Origin of the sequence: Oryzomonas japonica (assembly GCF_008802365.1) — a bacterium.
Lineage (GTDB): Bacteria > Desulfobacterota > Desulfuromonadia > Geobacterales > Pseudopelobacteraceae > Oryzomonas > Oryzomonas japonica.
The window spans coordinates 63,965-78,422 of sequence record NZ_VZQZ01000008.1; the positions used below are offsets into that span (position 1 = coordinate 63,965).

Below are 14,458 nucleotides of genomic sequence, written 5' to 3' on the forward strand. Positions count from 1 at the left end.
AGAAGGGTGGAACTGCCGTGATGAATATGTGTCGCACCCGCAACCTATGGTTTGTTTTGGCGCTTCTCCTGGTGGGGGGGGTATCGGGGTGCGCCACGTCAAAGGCCGGGGGTAACGGGGCGTTGGCCACGGCCCTCTCCCCACGGTGGGAGGCAAGCGGTATCAGGGTCGTGAAGATCTCCCCGGCCGTCGGGAGGCAGATGCTCGATCTCCGCTACCGGATCACCGATGTGGAACAGGCAGGCAGGGTTCTCAAACAGACCACGCCCATTTCCCTCGTGGATCAGGTGTCGGGCACAACCCTCCCGGTCCCCGACCTGGCCAAGGTCGGAAAGCTGCGCAGCATCCCGAACAAAGAGGATGCCGGCCGGCTCTTCTGGGTGTTTTTCAACAATTCGGCCGGCGTGGTGAAACCGGGAAATAAGGTTACCCTTATGATCGGCAACGTGGCAATCAGGGACATCGTCGTTGAATAGAGCCATGCCTGCCAGCGCGAGAACGGTATGCTCTTTGATAATTTTGGTACTCGTTTGCCATTTGTCACGCGCATGGGCGGGGACCATCGACCCGGTCCTGGCGGAGTCGCTCCGGACAGCGCCGGCTGACCGTGCATTCCCTGTCATCGTGAGACTCCGGGACAGGGTGGATGTGGCCGCTCTCCATGCCGCCGTAACGCGGGATGAACGTCGTGTGAAGCTTTCCAGGGTTATTCGGACGCTCAGGGAGAAGGCCGACGCCTCGCAACAGGTGTTGAAGGAGGAACTGGAGAACCGGGAAAAACGGGGCGGTGTCACGGGGATCAAGCCGTTCTGGATCTTCAACGGCATCGCCCTCTCCGCGACCGCGGACAACGTGCGCCAGCTTGCCGCCCGGAACGACGTACTGAGTGTGGCCCTTGATCGCATCATCAGGCTGCGCCCTCGCCCCCAGGCGGCAGTGGCAGCCGTATCGCCCCCGGCCGAAAAGGCGGGAGGCGCGGCGGAGACCCTGGCACTCACGGCCGCAACGTCACCGACCTGGAACCTGGATCTGATCGGCGCCAGAACCCTCTGGAGCCAGGGGTTCCGCGGCCAGGGGGTTGTGGTGGCGAGTCTGGACACCGGAGTGGACGTGGGGCACCCAGCTCTGGGGCACAAATGGCGCGGCGGGTCGAATAGCTGGTTTGACCCGTACCGCCAGACGACGGCCCCCTATGATGTGGATGGCCATGGGACCGGCACCATGGGGGTCATGGTCGCCGGAAACACGACCGACAACCCGGTAGGGGTGGCCCCGGGGGCGCTCTGGATCGCCGCCAAGATCTTTGACGACTCCGGGAATGCCAGCCTCAGCGTCATCCATCAGGCCTTCCAGTGGGTGCTCAACCCCGATGGCGACCCGGCAAGCGCCGATGCGCCCGATGTGGTGAATAATTCCTGGGACCTTGAGAATTCAGGCACGTACGACAACGAGTTTGAGGGTGATATTCAGAATCTGCAGGCGGCGGGCATCTCGGTGGTCTTTGCCGCCGGAAATGGGGGGCCCCAGGCAAACAGTTCCACAAGTCCGGGAAACAACCCTGGGGGGTTCCCGGTGGGGGCAACGGACTCGAACGACCTGATCCTGCCGTTTAGCAGCCGGGGGCCTTCACCCTTCGACGGCTCCCTGTTCCCGGCCATTGTCGCGCCAGGGTATCATATCCACACGACGGATTTGCGTGCGACCTATTCAACGTTCGTCAATGACGGCACCTCGTACGCCGCGCCCCACGTCTCAGGGGCCATTGCCCTGCTCCTCAGCGGGAGGCCGCCATCGTTGACCGGCAAGGCGGATGGGATACAGAATGCGCTCACTGCGTCCGCCTGGGACCTGGGCGGTTCCGGCCCCGACAACGTCTATGGCTATGGCCGCCTCGATGTTGCGCAGGCGGCGGCACTGATCTCCTTGCAAGCGCCTTCCGGGCCAACAGGGGACGTCAACGGAGATGGGGTGGTTGATATTCAGGATGCCTTGATCATGCTGCAGGCGGCGGTGGGGGCAATCCCGCTTTCCCCATTGATCATGGAGCAGGGGGATGTGGCCCCGTTCGTCGGCACCACGCCCCATCCCGACGGCGCCATCACGATCATTGACGTCCTAGGAGTTTTGCGCAAGGCGGTCGGTTTGGCCGCCTATTGACAGGTGCCGTGAATGTTACAGCGACTTATGGGCAGTTTACCGCCACCTTTGACGGTGGTGAAAACAGTTCGGCCTTTAAAAAGACTCATTATAACGAGGAGGTAGTCCGATGAAATTCAGATTCGCAACGTGTGTGGTTATGGCAGCTGGACTCGGGGCGCTGCTGGCTGGCTGTGGCGGTGGTGGCGGTGGAGCGTCAACGACGCCCATACCAGTGACTGCGGCCAAGAACCCGGTCCTTGTGGGAAGCTCCACGACCATCACCGCTAGTTTTGCCGCCTATACCAGCGCGGTGAAGTTCGGCAGCACGGTCAATTTTTCGGTGACCGCTCCGGCTACCATCAGTTCGGCAACCACCACGACCAAGGCGGGAGGGATTGCAAGCATCACCGTCACTAGCAACCAGGCCGGCACCTACACCGTCTCGGCCAGTTCCGGATCGTTTGCCGGGAGCACGGCCGTTTCATTTATCCCACAACCTGCCGCAGTCAACCTGATGATCACCTCCAAACAGGCGATCAGCAAGCTTGCCGGACTCTCTTTCGATGTCTTAAGCGACACCCCGGTAACCTTCAACGGCTACAGCACCCTGAAGGCCAGCGGGATCCTGTCCATCACGAACCCGAACGTTACGCCCGCCTTCAACATCAGTAAGATTACGGCAGGGCTTACCTCTCTGCCGGGAATAGACGTCACCTCCACCAGCACGTTGTTTCTGCTCAAGTATGCCACCCCTGCGGCAGGGGTGCCGATCTTTACGATCGATCAGGCCTCCGTAACCGCGGGATTTGCCAACCTTTCAAGCGTCAAGCCGACGCCGACGCTTGTCGTGTCGCCGGTCTACTACGACAGCACGGGCAAGGTGCTGTATCCCTGATCCCCGTCCGCTTCGCCGGTTTTCGGAGAGAACCGGCACGGCTGGCAGTGGCGGGATCGATAGAGCCAAGTACACCTCCGCGGTACAGGGGACCACAAAGGAGTACCGACAATGGAAACCGACACGATGATATCCATGAACGTTCGAAAGCTGTTGACACTGATCATTTCCCTGGCTTTCACCCTGTCCCTGTGCGCCTGTGGCGGCGGTGGGGGGGGAGGAGGGGTCGGCATTGCATTCAACCCGGCAACATACTCCGTGGCGGCTGGTGGCAGCATACCTCTCTCCGTGACCGTTACCAACACCTCCGATATCTCGGTCGCCTGGAGCGTCCAGGAGGCCGGCGGCGGCACCGTATCACCAATCGGGACCTACACCGCCCCCGGGACCGCCGGGACGTATCACGTTGTTGCAACGAGCAATGCCGATACATCCAGGAGCGCCGTGGCGACCATCACCGTGTCCGCACTGGCTCTCGGCTCCGGTACGACCTATTCGGGCGTATTCGCCAATCTGAGCAGCATGAAGGCGGCCCGCAGCAATCACACGGCAACCCTGATGACCAACGGCAAGGTCCTGATCGCCGGCGGACTGGGGAGCGGGGGCGCGGCCATTGCCAGCGCCGAGTTCTTCAACCCGGCGGCCCGCGCTTTCGGCCAGTTTAGTTCCGTGGGCAACATGGCCACCACCCGCGCCTACCACAGCGCCACCCTGCTCTTGAACGGAAAGGTGCTGCTGACCGGGGGGATCGACAGCAACAACGCTCCGCTGGCCAGCGCCGAACTCTTCGATCCGGCCACCAACAGGTTCACCGCCACCGGCGCGATGAAAAATGCCCGCTGGCTCCACACCGCGACGCTTCTGGCCAACGGCAAGGTGCTTGTGGCGGGCGGGGACGCTAGCCAGGGCCCCGGTATCGAGGGCGGCGTACCCTTGGCGGCGGCGGAGATCTACGACCCGGTCGCCGGGACCTTCACCCCCTTGACGGTAGCCATGATCAACCCGCGCTACTCCCACACCGCCACACTTCTGAACAGCGGCACGGTGCTGCTTGCCGGCGGGCAGGGGACCGGCGGCCAGAAACTGCCGGAATCAGAGATTTTTAACCCGACCACCGGGACCTTCGCGGCCACCGGGAGCATGATGGTGGACCCAACCGTTGACACCGGGCGCTGGCTCTTCGCAGCCCTGCTACTCAGAGATGGCACGGTATTTGTGAACGGCGGCGATTTCGGCGCCCAGTACGGCGTGAATTACCTGGCCAGCGCCCAGGTATATGACCCGGTCGCCGGCAGCTATGCCGACCTGGCAGCCGGCTCCCTGATGACCTACTCCCGTGCCCATCTCGCCATCGCCTTGCGTGCCGACGGGATTGTGCTCATCACCGGCGGAATCGGCTCCGATATGAGCGATCCCAACGCTATCCCGCCCGCTGACTTTCTTGCCACTGCCGAACTATTCAACGCAACCGGCCGCATTTTTCTCCCGACCGGAAGCTTGAGCAGTGCGCGTGCGAACCATACGGCAACAAGTTTGCCCAACGGCAAGATCCTGGTGACCGGCGGGAATCAGGGGGGCTCGTTCCTGAAGAGTGCTGAAGTCTATCAATAGCGGGTATAGATCTTGGGGAATATCATCGGAGACCATAACGAAAGTGAAAGTAACAAAACAAGAATTGCAAGATCACACTCCTGTCGATGTTGCGTTCTTGCCAAATAATAGCTGATCTGCTCAAATTGAATACTAATCCCGGATGGGGGCAATAAAGAAGCCGCTCATTGCCGAATTCGGGCAGTGGGCGGCCATGTGGATTCGCCGGCCGGTGGGGTCGCAGATATTACTTTTTGCCTTGAGCCGTTTCCGCCGTTTTTTGGGCTGCCGATTCCGTCGCTTCTTCTGCCGGGCTGAACGTTTGGGCCGCCGCCGCAGTAGTCTGTGCCACCTGTTGGGTCTGTGGGGCCGGGCGTGCTTGCGGTGCCGGTGTGGCCGTTGTTGCTTTGATATTCAGGTAGCTGTCCACCGTTTTCACATCCACGCCCATCTTCAGGGCGATTTGTGCCGGGTTCTGCCCAGCCAGTTTCAATGATTTCGCAAGAGCCATACCGGTGAGTTCAACGGTATCGCGTTGTGGTTGCGCTGGCTCCGGTGTCGCAGCAGCGGGTGCCGCGGATGCTGCGGGCGTCAAAGCTGTACCCTGTGTTTGCGGTGATACGACGTTCCCTGAAATCCCATTGATGTCCATAGCCACTCTCCTTTTTCCCCGTGATTCTGGTCGCAAAAGCTGCGCATTCCATGGTGTGAACCACGACGTGATCGGCGCAGCAACGCCCTGTGAGGTGACGATAGAGATGAAGACTTAGGCGAGACTTAGGGAGGGTGCACATTTTGAGGTTGAAGGAAAGAATCCTGAGTCCGTGCATGGGGCACCCCCGTCAAGCGGCGTCAACCGGGCGGGTATAGATAACGAAACAGGGCTCCTGCGACACCTTCCCGGTTACGAAGCGAGACGGTCCCGCCCAACCGGTCGGCAATACTGCGCACTATGGCCAGTCCCAGGCCGCTGCCGGTTTCGTCGGTGCCGATGACTCGGTAGAACGGTTCAAAGATCCTCTCCTCCTCGCCGGACGGAATCCCCCGGCCGTTGTCGGCCACCTGAAAGACCACCCGGCCTTCCTCGCGGTACAGTTCCACATCCACTATCCCGCCGGCCGGGGTATAGCGGACGGCATTATCGACGGCGTTACGCATCAGGATGGCCAGCGCATCGGCAGGGGCATTCACGACTACCTCCTCAAGGCGTTCACAACCCAGGTCGATCCCCTTGGCCGCGGCCATCGGCATCACATCCTCGAGCACCTGCTGGACAAGGCGGTCCAGGCGAAATTCGACCGCGGGGACGGCACTGGATTGTTGCCGCGCCAGAGAGAGTAATTGATCCAGCAGCGAGCGGGTACGGGCCAGACCTTCCTTGAGGTGCCGGAGGCGCTCCCCGCGCTCCTGGGGCTGGTCGCTCCGCTCCAGGTTTTCCGCCTGCAAGGTCAGGGCCGTCAAAGGCGAGCGCAACTCGTGGGCGGCATCGGCGATGAAACGGCGTTGTTGTGCGAGCGTATCGTCGAGCCGCTGCATCAGGCCGTTGATGGACGTTACAAATGGCCTGATCTCCTTGGGAACGCCGCCTTCGGGGAGCGTTGTCAGATTGGTGTCGTCCCGTTGGTCCAACTGCCGGGAAAGGCTGGCGACCGGTGCGAGCGAGCGCCGGACGAGCCAGGCGGTCAACAGGCTCAGGAAGGGCACCAGCAGCAACACCGGCACCAGGGTACGCAGGCCGCTGCCCCGGGCGGTCTCGTTGCGAACGGCCGTCGGCTGCCCCACCGCAATCCTCAAGCCCGACGGCAGGGTACGAACAAACAACCGCCAGGTTTCGCCCTGACTGTCGATGGTCTGGAGTCCTTCCGGGAGGTCGGGCGGAATCACGGGCCGCGTGATCTGGGTGGTCTGCCCCGCCGGTATCGGCGTCCCCAGGGGGATGATGATGATCCGCGCATCGGGGTCGTGCCGTTCCTCTGCCTTGGTTATTCCGGCCCATGGCTCCACGGTCTTGTCGGAACGCCCGACCAGCAGCGCCACCTGTTGGAGCTGGTCATCCTGCAGTTCCTGGGCCTCCCGGAAGGCCAAAAAAAAGGAGCATCCGCCGGCGGCTATGCCGCTGATGATCGTTACCAGGGCGATCCAGCCGGAAAGTTGTCGACGCAGGGAGGCATTCATGGGTGCCGGTCCACCATCCATCCCAACCCCCTCACGTTTCTGATCGCTTCACTGCCGAGTTTCTTGCGCACGGAGTGGATCAGAAATTCGACGGCATTGCTCTCGACCTCCTCGTTCCAACCATAGATGCGGGTCTCCAGATCCTGGCGCGACAGGATGGCGCCGGGCCGTACCAACAGCGCCTGCAATAGGGCGAACTCCCGGGCGGACAGGCGGCAGCGCCGCTCGCCGAAACCGGCCTCCTTGGTCACCGGATCGAGGCACAGAGCACCGTTGGTTAACAGCACCGCAACCTGCCCCCCCTTGCGCCGGGCAACGGCCCGCATGCGGGCCAGCAACTCCCCCGCGGCGAACGGCTTGACCAGATAGTCGTCCGCCCCCAGATCCAACCCCCTGATTCGGTCATCCAAGCCGTCCCGAGCCGTAACGATCAGCACGGCGGTTGCGTCGCCACGGCTGCGCATCCGCTCCAGAACCACCAAGCCGTCCTCTTTGGGCAGCCCCAGGTCAAGGAGCATCACGTCGTACTCGCCGGTCTCGACGGCATCCAAAGCCTGGTCACCGTCCCGCACCCAGTCCACGGCATAGGCAGCATCCTTCAACGCCTGCATCGTCGCTTCACCGATCATCCGGTCGTCTTCAACCAGTAGCACCCGCATCAGATCTCCTGTAATTCACCGTGATTCCTCAAATATACCACATCGGCCCTGCGCGGCAACAGCAGGGCCGACAGCGCCAACGCCGTCAGATAGACCATCCCCCAGGCCCAGATGATGTCGCTTAGGAAATGTCCACCCTGGGCTATGCGGGCATAGCTCATGAGCAGGCCGAAGACAAGGCCGCCCGCCAGCCACCTCCCGGCAAGCGCAGGCTTGGTGCGGCGATAGATGAAGAACGGCGCAGCCAGGTAGAACGCCGCCGAACCGTGCCCGCAGGGGAAGGAGCGCCCCTGGCCGTCGATGCCCGGCTGCCAGGGGTGGAGAAACTGCTTGGAACCGCCGAATTGAACGATTTCACGGGGCCGTGGCCGGCCCCAGTGGTCCTTGAAAACGGCATTTACCAGCACCCCAGGCCCCAGGGCCAGGAGCAGGACCAGAAAAATTCCTTGACGGCGCCACGGGCGCCACGAAGATTTCGAGTTGCCGTAGCAGGCGGCACACAGGCCAAAGAGCGCTATGGCGAGTGCCGGGTACCGGTCCAGGCGATAGAGCAGTTTCCAGGGGAACCGCTCCCCGACCGGCCACCCGCCGGACTGGTAGAAGTGGGACGAGACCGCCAAATCTGCCCCGGTAGCGGCAATTATGGCCGTGGCTACCGTCAGAAATACCAGTACGAGCAACACCTCGCGCCATGTGTTCGCCTGCATAGAGTCTCCCGTTCTCAATCAGTGGTGTTTCTGTGCGGCCATTTGCGGAAAACTGAACAGGCTTATCAGTATTAACGTAAGAAGCACCGCCGATGCTGAGTAACGGCTGAGCGCCAGTCCTCCGGAACTGTGCGGCTTGTCGAGCAGGTCGCCTACCACCGCCCCGAGCGGGCGCGTGAGGATGAATGCCGTCCAGAAAAGCGTCGTACGGGATATGCGTGTCCAGTAATATGCCGCAACAACAGCCACCAGCAGCATGGTGAACACAACGACGCCTTTCGCGTAGCCAAACCCTGCCGTATCCGCGGTCCAGTCCCCAAGCGCGGTGCCGAGGGTCTGGGAAAACATGATCGTCACCCAGTAAAATATCTCTGCCTTTTTTGTCCGTACCGTATCTATGGAGACGGACCCCATGGTGCGATACCAGGTGGACAGGGAAGCCACGAGTAGGACAAACAGAATCGATGCGCCCCCGGCATAGCCAATACCCAGGGAACGGTCGAAAAAATCGGCCAGCGTAGTACCCACCGTGGTCGTTGCGATGATGGTCGTCCAATACAAAAGCGGGTGATAGCGCTTGGCCGAGACCTGGGCGGTGACGGCGACGGCAAAAAGTACGGCGAAGAGTGCCGTCCCAACAAGATAGCCCAGATTCATGGACATGGATACTGCGTCGCCGCCGGTTTCACCAAGGGTGGTGGCGGCGATTTTGATGATCCAGAAGACGAGTACCACCTCTGGAACCTTGCTTACGTTCTCTTTAACGGTGCTGTTCATGCTTGATCTTTCTCCGTGCGGTGATTTCATGTGAGTTTTCCGAAGTTTTTTACGTATGCCGTTACTTCAATATCCAGCCACGCCGGATCAGCGGCGTGGCCGCCAAGCGATAGAATGCCAGGACGGGCCGGTAGAACCGCCCGATAAGGTGCCGTCTCTGGTACAAGGCCAGTCGGGCAGCGACCAGGGATACCAGGGCCGCGCCGGCCATATCCAGTGGGAAGTGCACCCCCAGGTAGATCCGTGCCCAGGCCACCGGCAGCCCCAACAACGCGAGGGCGAGGCCTGCTGCCCGGGTGCGTTCGTGCAAAAGAAGGCTGAAGGCCACCGCCCAGATCAGGGTCGCATGATCACTGGGGAAGGATGAGTCCGGGGCATGGGCGAGAAAGGTGCGCCCCAGGCCGATCATAAAGGGGCGCGGATGCTGCCAGAAGAGGCTGATCCCCTGATTGATCAGCAGCCCGGCTCCCCCCGATGCCGCCGCCTCCAGCATCAGCCTGCGCTGCCGTCCATCCCCGCGGAGCCAGCCGAGTGCCAGGATCAGCGGTATCAGCCAGATACTCCACTCGGCCAGCCCGCGTGCCAAGGCCAGTAGCAATGCCTGGGGGTGCGCCGGGGCGTTGATCGTCAAAAAGAGTGCTTCGTTAAATTTTTCCATGACAATTCCGCGGCGGGAGGTGGGGGCCCGGCCGGTGATTTCCTCTGCTTTCTAAGGTGGAGCAAACCTTTTCCTATGATTCTAATATCTTCTCCTTGGGGCATCGTTGCGGCGATGTCGTATGATAGGACTTTATAGGGAGAAACTTAGCTGATGATTAGCTGGGGGATTTTTTGCGAAATCGGTGTGGGGCTGCACGGGCTGATGGTTTGAAGCGATGAATACTGGTGATGTCCGCGTGTGGGATGAATCATGGGCTGGAACGCAAAAGGCCGCATACAGTGATGTATGCGGCCTTTTTTGTTTTCCTTCAGGAGGAAAATGAATTACTTGGCAGCCGGAGCAGCAGCGTCAGCAGCAGGAGCGGCTTCTTTTTTCTCAGCTTTTTTGGCTTTCTTTGCTTTTTTTGCTTTCTTAGCCGGTTTCTTCACTTCTTTTTTTTCAGCAGCCGGAGCAGCGGCGTCAGCAGCAGGAGCAGCAGCGTCAGCAGCGAAAACAACAGCCGAGAAGGACAGGGCTACGATAGCGGCAACGATGGTGGAGAGAACTTTTTTCATTTGTACTACCTCCGAAGAAATTTAAAAACTTGCGAAAGAAAAAGCATAAGTGGTGCCAATTGTGGTCAATGTGTGAAAATTATGAATAATCAGCTGGTTGTATATTTTTTCGTTTTGAAGAGTGGATTTTTTATGCCTGATATGGGGTACTGGCCGCCCCAAATAAGCCATTTTATGTATATAAGCGCTATATAATTTAGGGATGGTGCTTTCCGCTTTTGCCGCCCTGTTCTTCAGGCAAGCTCCTTTCAAGGGCAGGTGCGGATGTCGTGCCACCCGGTTGCGGGGCAAAGGCTCAGACGCCCATCACCTTGACCGGAGAGCGCCTCTGGCGTACCATACATCCCAATAGGCAACCTCGGAAAGGACCGCCGGCAATGCCGGAAAACGGCCATGAATGTTACGCTCCACAAAGACCGGTCCGGCATCTGGAGCCGTGCGCAACGGTGCTGCGACCTGAAGAGTTGGCAGCGCCTCTGGCTGGTGACGGGGGGCGCGTATCTGCTCATGCTTGTCGCCACCGGTTGGCTGCTCATGCCGGAGCGCCGGCAGGTGGACAAGGCCCTGGTGTTCGCCGTTACGGAAGAGGTGCGCCGGTACGACGGTCTCGCCTTTGTGGGGGATTCCCCCGAGAAGATATTCGAAACGGCCCGCACCCAGGGATATGGCCCATGGATCGCCCAGGTCCGCAAGACCTACCGGATCGGCCGGGAGGGTGATAGGGGCTTTGACAGGATAGAAAGGGAATACCGCCACGCCGTGGAAACCCTGGCATCGAGACGCCTGAAGCTGTCGGGCTGGCTCTTTGTCGCCTGGGCCGTACCCATGGGGGGGCTCTACGCCATGGGCAGCCTGGTCGGCTGGATCAGGCAGGGGAAATCGTGACCGTTTCCAAAGTTCAACTTCGCCTCGACTCCATCGAATGCCATGGCATGGTGATCCCGTTCCAGTACTGCCATGCCCGGCGCAGGACCCTGGGCATGACGGTCAGGCCGGACAAGTCGGTGATCGTCAGGGTTCCGGTACGCACCTCCCTCGGGGAGATACGGGACTTCGTCTCCCGGCGGGCCGCGTGGATCGCCAAGGTATGGCGGGAGTTCGACAGCACGCCGCCCAAGCCTCACCAAACATACGACAACGGTGCGACCTTCCGGTTCCAGGGGCGGGGGTATGGATTGAGCCTGGAGCGGGGCACGGCGGAAGCGGTGGTGCTCAGGGGTGACGCGTTGGTGGTTGCCGCCCCGGACGAATTGGACCCTCGGGCCACGCGCCTGCTCATCGACGCATGGTACCGCGATCAGGCGGCGGGGATCTTTCGGGAACGGGCAATCGAGTGCCACCGGAGGATGGGGGCGGAAGAGATTCCCCTCCCCTCCATCGTGATCCGCTCCATGAAAAGCCGCTGGGGAAGCTATTCGTACCGCACCGGCCGCATAACCCTCAACCTCCACCTCATCAAAGCCCCTCCGGCGTGTCTCGACTACGTGATCATCCACGAGTTGTGCCATATCAGGGCGCGGCACCACGGACCCGGTTTCTGGAACCTGGTCGAGCGTTACGTGCCGGATCACGCCGGGCTGCGCAAGCAACTTAACGGCATCAGGTAACGCTGCCTGCCGCCGCGCAGCCTTCGTATACCGGGGAGCACGCCGCCTGCATTGACATCTGGCACAGCAGTGATTACTCTTTCTGCAAGAATACCTCGGTTAAAAAGGAGCCACGATGAAAAATAGATATCTGTTGGTGGTGGTTTTCAGCCTGGTGGCCATGCTGGCAGGCACAACCCTCGTCACCGTCGACGCGGAGGCCCGCGCCGGCGGCGGCAAATCTTTCGGCAGCCGCGGGTCGCGCAGCTATTCCCAGCCGGTGTCGCCCTCTTCGCAGCCCCGCCCCAGCCAGCAGGCTGCGCCCCAGCCGTTCTCGCCGTCGCCCTACCAGGCTCCCCAGCCTGCCGGCGGCGGTTTCCTGCGCAGCATGGCCGGCGGTCTTGCGGGCGGCCTGCTGGGCGGTATGCTGTTCCGCAGCCTCGGTTTCGGCGGCGGGATGGGAGGAGGCTTCGGCGGCGGGGTCGGGCTGTTCGAGATCATCCTGATCGCCGGGATCATTTACCTGGTCTACCGGATCGTCAAAGGGAGGCGCAATGAGGCCGCCCCCTACCAGAGCCCCTCTGCCATGGGAGGGTACTCCGAGCCCGAGGCACCCCGGCCCATCCAGTCGGCCTACGCCGATACCGCCGGCGACCTTGCGGCGGGCCTCTCCCACATCAGGCAGATGGACCCGGGTTTCGATGAACAGCGCTTCGCGGACGGGGTCATGGATATCTTTTTCAAGATTCAGGGTGCCTGGATGAACAGGGACCTCAGCAGTGTGACGCCGTTATTGACCCCGGATATGCGGCGCATCTTCCAGGAGGATATCGACCGGCTGCTGCGTGAGCACAGGGTGAACCGGCTGGAGAATATCGCCGTGCGCAACGTGGAGGTCAGCGAGGCGTGGCAGGAGTCGGGCCAGGACTATATCACGGCCCTGATCTACGCCAACCTGCTGGACTACACCACCGACGACGCGAGCGGCCAGGTGGTGGAGGGGAGCAAGACCGATCCGGTGAAATTCGAGGAGTTCTGGACCTTTACCCGGCCGGTGGGCAACAACCCGTGGCAGCTTTCGGGGATTAACCAGAAATAATTCCGTTCGCAGCGCCACACATGCAAGCGGCCCGGCCAGTGAGAGAACTGGCCGGGCCGTTGTGTTAATGGCTATGTAGTTTCCTGAATCCGGGAGGCCTCTCGCTTGCCATGCCTCCGCCCGGCATTGTTCCCGTGCCTCCATCACGACGGAGGGCGCGCGGCGCATCCGACATGGTGCTGCATGGGCGGTGGTGGGCTTCGGCATGCCGCTCGCTCCGCCGTTCAGGTCTTCAGGATTCAGGGTTTCGTTCAGACCACCCGTATGAAGAACTCGGGGCACCCGGAACCGCAGTAGCCGCACAGCACGCAGGCCGCCTCGTCCACCACCGCCTTGCCCCCCACCAGCGACAGCGCCTTGCTGCCGCAGATCTCGATGCATTTGCCGCATCCCTTGCAGAACTGCTCCATGATCAACAGCTTACGGCTCCGGCTTTCCAGCCCTTGCCAGACCGCCTCATCCATCACCTCGCGCTCGAAGAAGGCGACGTTGGCGTCGATCTCCTGTTCGGAAAGCATGCCGACGGCGACCCCATGGATGCCTTCCAGGCCGGCCACGAAGGCCATGCTTTGGCGCGCCTCGGCGATCAGGTTGCCCCCCGCCAGGGCCTTCATGGCATAGACCCCCTGGCCGGAACGGGCGCAGGCGGCGATGGCCACGGCCATCTCTGCAGCGGTTCCATCCAGGATGCCCATGCCGTTTTTGTTGATCAGGGGGTGGACCACCTCGAACTCCGGGTGGGAAACGGCCTTGCGGAAAGCCTCGATATAGTGGGAGGAAAATCCCACATGGGCGATCTTCCCCTCCTGCTTCATGGTGAGGAGCGCTTCCAGCACCTCTGCCCGTTCCGTGAAGGGGTCGGCCACCCGGGCGCCGTGGATATGCACGATATCGAGCCGTTCCCTGCCCAGTTCCCGCAGGGCCTGTTCCACATGTGCGCGGGCGGTGGCTGCGTCGGCGGCATGGGTCTTGGTCGCGATGGTGACCTCGCCCCGCCAGCCGTCGAGCCCTTCCCGGACATGGGGATAGGTCCCGTAGAGGGCGGCCGTGTCGAGCATGGTGACTCCCTGCTCAAGGGCATGGCGGATGAGCCTGCCCCCCTCGCGGGGGGTAATGCCGGCCTGGAGGGGCCCCAGGGGGAGGGTGCCGTAGATGAGCGGAAAGATGCCGATGCCGGTGGCGCCGAGTTGTACCCGTTTCACGCCGACTCCTGCCCCGCATCGCCGTTGATCGCCGCTCGCAGCAGGTTGCTCGGCTTGAAGGTGAGCACCCTCCGGGGGTCGAGTATGATCGATTCTCCGGTCTGGGGGTTCCGGCCGCGCCGGGCATTCTTCTGTTTGACCTCGAACTTGCCGAAGCCCGAGATCTTGACCTCCTGACCGGTTTCCAGGGTAGCCTTGACGATACTGAAAACCGATTCAACCAGATCGTAGGATTCCTTCTTGGCGAATCCGCACGTTCTGGATACGTTCTCCACGATGTCTGCTTTGGTCATGTTTGCCTCTCATCTGAGTAATAATTCAGAAACATACACTAAATGACTCAGTTATCGCAAGCCCGGCGAAAAGAATTTCGCAACCGGGCAAACTTGACATCCGCTTTGCCATCGCTTATGG

16 protein-coding genes are annotated in these 14,458 nt (G+C 61.4%); 7 read left to right on the forward strand and 9 right to left on the reverse strand.

Annotated features, from left to right (window positions below):
- The first annotated feature begins 20 nt into the window (after window positions 1–20).
- The 4 genes from F6V25_RS12795 (at window position 21) to F6V25_RS12810 (ending at window position 4,645) form a co-directional block, all read left to right on the forward strand.
- Window positions 21–476: a hypothetical protein gene (locus F6V25_RS12795; protein ID WP_151128945.1), complete on the forward strand. Its 456-nt coding sequence runs from the start codon at window positions 21–23 to the stop codon at window positions 474–476.
- A gap of 61 nt (window positions 477–537) precedes the next feature.
- The gene (locus F6V25_RS12800) at window positions 538–2,157 is read left to right on the forward strand and encodes a S8 family serine peptidase (protein WP_191966184.1); all 1,620 of its coding nucleotides are present in this window, start codon (window positions 538–540) and stop codon (window positions 2,155–2,157) included.
- A 109-nt stretch (window positions 2,158–2,266) separates the two neighbouring features.
- A complete protein-coding gene (locus F6V25_RS12805; protein ID WP_151128947.1) occupies window positions 2,267–3,034 on the forward strand; it encodes a hypothetical protein in 768 nt (255 codons plus the stop codon).
- 111 nt (window positions 3,035–3,145) lie between these two features.
- A complete protein-coding gene (locus F6V25_RS12810; RefSeq protein WP_151128948.1) occupies window positions 3,146–4,645 on the forward strand; it encodes a Kelch repeat-containing protein in 1,500 nt (499 codons plus the stop codon).
- Window positions 4,646–4,871: 226 nt separating this feature from the next.
- Here the strand turns inward: F6V25_RS12810 and F6V25_RS12815 are convergent, their stop codons facing one another.
- From F6V25_RS12815 to F6V25_RS12845, 7 genes are all read right to left on the reverse strand, one after another.
- On the reverse strand, window positions 4,872–5,276 hold the full coding sequence (locus tag F6V25_RS12815) for a hypothetical protein (protein ID WP_151128949.1): 405 nt from the start codon (window positions 5,274–5,276) through the stop codon (window positions 4,872–4,874).
- A 200-nt stretch (window positions 5,277–5,476) separates the two neighbouring features.
- Window positions 5,477–6,820 (reverse strand): ATP-binding protein, encoded by a 1,344-nt coding sequence (locus F6V25_RS12820; protein WP_151128950.1) that lies wholly within the window; start codon window positions 6,818–6,820, stop codon window positions 5,477–5,479.
- Window positions 6,796–7,458, reverse strand: coding sequence for a response regulator (locus F6V25_RS12825; protein WP_149307761.1), 663 nt, complete (start codon window positions 7,456–7,458; stop codon window positions 6,796–6,798). The genes F6V25_RS12820 and F6V25_RS12825 overlap by 25 nt, the downstream gene beginning before the upstream one ends.
- Window positions 7,458–8,165, reverse strand: coding sequence for a phosphatase PAP2 family protein (locus tag F6V25_RS12830; protein ID WP_151128951.1), 708 nt, complete (start codon window positions 8,163–8,165; stop codon window positions 7,458–7,460). Before F6V25_RS12830 ends, F6V25_RS12825 begins: the two co-directional genes overlap by 1 nt.
- Before the next feature lie 18 nt (window positions 8,166–8,183).
- Complete coding sequence (locus F6V25_RS12835) at window positions 8,184–8,942, reverse strand: COG4705 family protein (RefSeq protein ID WP_151128952.1); 759 nt, start codon at window positions 8,940–8,942, stop codon at window positions 8,184–8,186.
- 61 nt (window positions 8,943–9,003) lie between these two features.
- Entirely contained in the window at window positions 9,004–9,600 is a 597-nt protein-coding gene (locus F6V25_RS12840) for an undecaprenyl-diphosphatase (protein WP_151128953.1), read from the reverse strand.
- Window positions 9,601–9,926: 326 nt separating this feature from the next.
- Window positions 9,927–10,157 (reverse strand): hypothetical protein, encoded by a 231-nt coding sequence (locus tag F6V25_RS12845; protein ID WP_149211975.1) that lies wholly within the window; start codon window positions 10,155–10,157, stop codon window positions 9,927–9,929.
- 393 nt (window positions 10,158–10,550) lie between these two features.
- On the opposite strand from F6V25_RS12845, the gene F6V25_RS12850 reads away from it, so the two are divergent.
- The 3 genes from F6V25_RS12850 (at window position 10,551) to F6V25_RS12860 (ending at window position 12,842) form a co-directional block, all read left to right on the forward strand.
- Window positions 10,551–11,042 carry a hypothetical protein gene (locus F6V25_RS12850; protein WP_151128954.1) on the forward strand — a complete coding sequence of 164 codons (492 nt, stop codon included), beginning with the start codon at window positions 10,551–10,553 and terminating at the stop codon, window positions 11,040–11,042.
- Entirely contained in the window at window positions 11,039–11,764 is a 726-nt protein-coding gene (locus tag F6V25_RS12855; protein ID WP_151128955.1) for a M48 family metallopeptidase, read from the forward strand. Before F6V25_RS12850 ends, F6V25_RS12855 begins: the two co-directional genes overlap by 4 nt.
- Window positions 11,765–11,879: 115 nt before the next feature.
- On the forward strand, window positions 11,880–12,842 hold the full coding sequence (locus tag F6V25_RS12860; RefSeq protein WP_151128956.1) for a TIM44-like domain-containing protein: 963 nt from the start codon (window positions 11,880–11,882) through the stop codon (window positions 12,840–12,842).
- 251 nt (window positions 12,843–13,093) lie between these two features.
- Here F6V25_RS12860 and F6V25_RS12865 read toward each other — a convergent pair whose 3' ends face one another.
- A complete protein-coding gene (locus F6V25_RS12865) occupies window positions 13,094–14,044 on the reverse strand; it encodes an aldo/keto reductase (protein WP_151128957.1) in 951 nt (316 codons plus the stop codon).
- Window positions 14,041–14,337 carry an integration host factor subunit alpha gene (locus F6V25_RS12870; protein WP_151128958.1) on the reverse strand — a complete coding sequence of 99 codons (297 nt, stop codon included), beginning with the start codon at window positions 14,335–14,337 and terminating at the stop codon, window positions 14,041–14,043. Before F6V25_RS12870 ends, F6V25_RS12865 begins: the two co-directional genes overlap by 4 nt.
- Between the last annotated feature and the right edge of the window lie 121 nt (window positions 14,338–14,458).

Bases quoted from the DNA above. Each gene is read 5' to 3' on its own strand.
- F6V25_RS12795 (WP_151128945.1), top strand. From the start codon at position 21: ATGAATATGTGTCGCACCCGCAACCTATGGTTTGTTTTGGCGCTTCTC.
- F6V25_RS12805 (WP_151128947.1), top strand. From the start codon at position 2,267: ATGAAATTCAGATTCGCAACGTGTGTGGTTATGGCAGCTGGACTCGGG.
- F6V25_RS12810 (WP_151128948.1), top strand. From the start codon at position 3,146: ATGGAAACCGACACGATGATATCCATGAACGTTCGAAAGCTGTTGACA.
- F6V25_RS12815 (WP_151128949.1), bottom strand. From the start codon at position 5,276: ATGGACATCAATGGGATTTCAGGGAACGTCGTATCACCGCAAACACAG.
- F6V25_RS12820 (WP_151128950.1), bottom strand. From the start codon at position 6,820: ATGGATGGTGGACCGGCACCCATGAATGCCTCCCTGCGTCGACAACTT.
- F6V25_RS12825 (WP_149307761.1), bottom strand. From the start codon at position 7,458: ATGCGGGTGCTACTGGTTGAAGACGACCGGATGATCGGTGAAGCGACG.
- F6V25_RS12830 (WP_151128951.1), bottom strand. From the start codon at position 8,165: ATGCAGGCGAACACATGGCGCGAGGTGTTGCTCGTACTGGTATTTCTG.
- F6V25_RS12835 (WP_151128952.1), bottom strand. From the start codon at position 8,942: ATGAACAGCACCGTTAAAGAGAACGTAAGCAAGGTTCCAGAGGTGGTA.
- F6V25_RS12840 (WP_151128953.1), bottom strand. From the start codon at position 9,600: ATGGAAAAATTTAACGAAGCACTCTTTTTGACGATCAACGCCCCGGCG.
- F6V25_RS12845 (WP_149211975.1), bottom strand. From the start codon at position 10,157: ATGAAAAAAGTTCTCTCCACCATCGTTGCCGCTATCGTAGCCCTGTCC.
- F6V25_RS12850 (WP_151128954.1), top strand. From the start codon at position 10,551: ATGAATGTTACGCTCCACAAAGACCGGTCCGGCATCTGGAGCCGTGCG.
- F6V25_RS12860 (WP_151128956.1), top strand. From the start codon at position 11,880: ATGAAAAATAGATATCTGTTGGTGGTGGTTTTCAGCCTGGTGGCCATG.
- F6V25_RS12870 (WP_151128958.1), bottom strand. From the start codon at position 14,337: ATGACCAAAGCAGACATCGTGGAGAACGTATCCAGAACGTGCGGATTC.